Origin of the sequence: Streptomyces sp. UW30, from assembly GCF_008042075.1 — a bacterium.
In the GTDB taxonomy this organism is placed as follows: Bacteria; Actinomycetota; Actinomycetes; order Streptomycetales; family Streptomycetaceae; genus Streptomyces.
In genome coordinates this window covers 1-4371 of record NZ_RDBN01000146.1, presented here as the reverse complement: position 1 = coordinate 4371, position 4371 = coordinate 1, and the positions used below count along the sequence as shown (strand labels likewise).

Here is a 4371-nt window from a genome sequence, read left to right as displayed (position 1 = left end):
CCCGGGGGCAGGGGGGCGCCTCCTACGGGCAGCGGCGCGAGGGCGGCCGCGTCGGTGGCGAGCGCGGCGTCGAAGAGGGCGAGGCCCTGCTCCGCGGTCAGTGGCGGCAGCCCGAGCGTCGAGATGCGCCGCTGGTCACGGTCGGACAGCGCCGCGGTCATTCCGCCACCGTCCTGCTCCCAGCCGGGCCAGCGCAGCGACAGCGCGGGCAGCCCGTGCGCGCGGCGGTGCTCGGCGAGCGCGTCGAGGAAGGCATTGGCGGCGGCGTAGTTGGCCTGGCCGGGGCTGCCCATCAGGCCGGCGGTGGAGGAGTACAGCACGAACGCGGCCAGATCCAGGTCGCGGGTCTGCTCATGCAGTTGCCAGGCCACGTCGGCCTTGGGCAGCAGCACGGTGTCGAGCCGGTCCGGGGTGAGGGCGTCCAGCACGCCGTCGTCGAGGACGCCCGCCGTGTGGACGACGGCCGTCAGCGGGTGCCCGTCGGGGACGGCGTTCAGCAGGGCGCGTACGGCGCCGGGCGCGGTGAGGTCGCAGGCGACGAGGCCTACCTCCGCGCCGTGCGCCACGAGTTCCTCGGTCAGTTCGCGGGCGCCGGGCGCGTCGGGTCCGCGGCGGCCGGCGAGCAGCAGGTGCCGTACGCCGTGCCGGGTGACGAGGTGGCGGGCGAGGAGGCTGCCGAGGCCGCCGGTGCCGCCGGTGATCAGGACCGTGCCGTCGGGGTCCAGGGCGGGCGGCAGGGTGAGGGCGAGTTTTCCGGTGTGCCGGGCGAGGCTCATGAAACGGAACGCGTCGGGGGCCCGCCGTACGTCCCAGGTGCGCACCGGCAGGGGCCGCAGGGCGCCGTCGGCGAACAGCGCGTCCAGTGCCGTCAGCATCCGTCGGATGCCGTCGGGGTCCACCCAGCCCAGGTCGAAGGGCTCGTAGCGGATCCCGTCGGGGATGGTGGCCGCGTCGCGCAGATCGGTCTTGCCCATCTCCAGGAAGCGGCCGCCGGGCCCGAGCAGGCGCAGTGAGGCGTCGACGAACTCGCCGGACAGCGCGTTGAGGACGACGTCGATGCCCTCCCCGGCCGACGCCGCGAACCGGTCGGCGAAGCCGGTGTCGCGGGAGGAGGCGATGTGGTCGTCCGCCACGCCGAGTGCGCGCAGCGCGGGCCACTTCGGTTCGCTCGCGGTGGCGAAGACCTCCGCGCCGAGGTGCCGTGCGAGCTGGATCGCGGCCATGCCGACGCCGCCGGCGCCCGCGTGCACGAGGACCTTCTCGCCGGGCCTGACGTCGCCGAGTTCGACGAGCGCCCGGTAGGCGGTGAGGAACACCAGCGGTACCGAACCGGCCGTCTCCCAGGACCAGTCGGCGGGCACGGCGCTCAGCTGCCGTTCGTCGACGACGACGCTCGGCGCGAAGCCTCCGGCGACCATGCCCATGACGCGGTCGCCCGGCCGCCGGAGCTCGGCCTCGGGCCCCGTCTCGACGACGACGCCGGCGGCCTCGGAGCCCAGCCGCCCGGCCTCGCCCGGGTACATGCCGAGCGCGCTGAGCACATCCCGGAAGTTGATGCCCGCGGCCCGCACCGCCACCCGCACCTGGCGCCCCGTCAGCTCTTCGTGCGCACAGGGAGTCAGGGCGAGCCCGTCCAGGCTCCCGCGGTCGGTCACGTCCAGCCGCCACGGTCCGGTCCCGGGGGGCACGAGCGCGGCGCCCGCGCCCCGGACCAGGCGCCCGACCCGCAGTTCCCCGTCGCGCAGGACGGCCTGCGGTTCGCCGTCGTCGAGCAGGGCCGGCAGGGTGGGCAGCAGTGCGGCGGACGCGTCGTCGGTGTCCACCAGCAGTAGCCGGCCAGGGTGTTCGGCCTGCGCGGACCGGGCCAGTCCCCATACGGCGGCGGCGCCCAGGTCGGTCACGTCCTCGGCGTCGCTCGCGGCGACGGCGCCCCGGGTGACCAGCAGCAGGCGGGAGCGGCGCAGGCGCTCGTCGGCGAGGAGGTCCTGCAGCAGGGCGAGCGCTCGGCGGGTGGCGGCGCGGGCCGCCTCGGCACCGCCACCGGGCCCGGCGACGGACACCACGAGGTGGCGCGGTGCCCGCTCGCCCGCGAGGGCGTCCAGCGCCGGAACACGGGCGGCGCCGTCCAGCCGGGCCGCGAGCCCGAACGGGTCCTCGCCGACCACGGCCCAGGCGCCCTGCGCGACGGCCGGCACCTCGTGGTTCTGCCACTCCAGGCGGAACAGCGACCCGGCGTCCGGCAGGGCAGGGGTGGCGTCGGCGTCGGGCGCGGCGCGCAGGGTGAGGCCGGCGATCGAGACGACCGGGGCGCCCTGCGCGTCGGCGGCGTCGACGACGACGGTGTCCGCCGCGGTGCGCAGCAGCCGGGCGCGCAGCAGTCCGGCTCCGGAGGCGTGCAGGGTCACATCACGCCACTCGAACGGCAACAGGCGTTCGGAGTCGTGGTCCAGGGCGGCCGCGTGCAGAACGGAGTCCAGCAGGCCGGGGTGGACGCCGTACTCGCCGGTGTCACGGACCGAGGCGTCCAGGGCGATCTCCGCGAACAGCTCCTCGCCGCGCCGCCACAGGGCGCGCAGCCCGCGGAAAGCGGGGCCGTACACCAGGCCGGAGGCGGCGTAGCGGTCGTAGCGGTCGGTGATGTCGACGGGTCGCGCGTCGCGCGGCGGCCACTCGGCGGCGTCGAACGGTGCCGGTTCGGCGGCGTCGGGGGCAAGCCGGCCGGTGGCGTGCAGGGTCCAGGGCGCTTCGGGCCGGTCGGCCGGGCGGGAGTGGAACCACAGCTCACGACGTCCGGTCTCGTCCGGTCCGCCGACCTTCAGCTGCACTTGAACGCCGCCCTGGTCGGGCAGCACGAGCGGCACGGCGAGGGTCAGTTCGGCGACGCGTGCGCAGCCGACCTGGTCCCCGGCGCGGATCGCCAGTTCCAGGAAGCCGGTGCCGGGAAAGAAGATCATGCCGCCGACGCGGTGGTCGGCGAGCCATGGCTGTACGGCGGTGGAGAGCACGCCGGTGAGCACGAGGTCGTCGGAGCCGGCCACGACCATCGCGGCGCCGAGCAGCGGATGCCCCACCGCTTCGAGCCCGGCGCCGGTCACCTCCAGGGTGCGGGCACCGCCCTCCGGCCAGTACCGCTCGCGCTGGAAGGCGTACGTCGGCAGGTCCACGCGGCGGGCGCCGGTGCCGGCGAAGAACGCGGCCCAGTCGACGGTGACGCCGTGGACGTGCAGTGCGGCGAGGCCGGTGACGAGCGCGGTCTCCTCGGGCCGGTCCCGGCGCAACAGCGGCTGTACGACGGCCCGTTCGGGCAGGCAGGCGCGGGCGGCGGCAGCGAGCACGGCGTCCGGGCCGACCTCCAGGAAGGCGGTGGCCCCGGCATCCGCGAGGGCGGACACGCCGTCGGCGAAGCGCACGGTCTCGCGGACGTGCCGTACCCAGTACCGCGCCGAGCACAGCTCCTCCGGCTCGGCGATCCGGCCGGTCAGCCCGGAGACGACGGCGAGCTGCGGGGTGTGCCAGGTCAGTCCTTCCGCGACCTTGCGGAAGTCGTCCAGGATCGGGTCCATCAGCGGCGAGTGGAAGGCGTGGCTCACCGCGAGCCGGGTGTGCCTCCGCTCCCCCAGCGCCGCGAGCAGGCGCTCCACATCCGCCTCGGAGCCCGAGAGGACCAGGGCGCGGGGCCCGTTGACCGCGGCGACCGCCACGCCGGGTGTCAGCAGCGGCCGTACCTCGTCCTCGCTCGCCTCGACGGCGACCATGGCGCCGCCCGCCGGGAGGGCCGCCATCAGCCGGCCACGCGCCACCACCAGCGCGCAGGCATCTTCAAGGGACAGCAAGCCCGCGGCATGGACGGCGGCGATCTCGCCGACCGAGTGCCCGGCGACGAAATCGGCGCGCACGCCCCAGGACTCCAGCAGCCGGTACAGCGCCACCTCCACGGCGAACAGCGCACCCTGGGTGTGGTCCGTACGGTTCAGCAGCGCGTCGTCCGTGCCCCACATGACCTCGCGCAGTCCGGGCTCGAAGCAGGCCAGCGTCTCGTCCAGCGCGGCGGCGAACACGGGGAAGCGGGCGTGCAGTTCACGGCCCATGCCGAGCCGCTGGCTGCCCTGCCCGGAGAACAGCAGGGCGAGCTTGGGGCGGCCGGTGACGTGTCCGTGGAGGGTGCCGGGGCCGGTGGGGTCGGCGAGGGCGCCCGCGTAGGCGTCCGCGCTGTCGACCACGGCGGTGCGGTGGTCGAGGGCGGCGCGGGTGACGGCGAGGGAGTAGGCGATGTCGAGGGGGCGCAGGTCGCTGTCGCCGGCGATGCGGGTGCGCAGCCGCTCCGCCTGGTCGCGCAGGGCGGCCGGGGTGGCGGCGGACRGCAGCCAGGGC

At 76.0% G+C, this 4371-nt stretch carries 1 protein-coding gene; it reads right to left on the bottom strand.

Annotation, left to right across the window (positions count from 1 at the left end; all coding sequences use genetic code 11):
• The coding region (locus EAO75_RS44940) for an SDR family NAD(P)-dependent oxidoreductase (RefSeq protein WP_148000889.1) at positions 1–4371 on the bottom strand (4371 nt) is incomplete at both ends.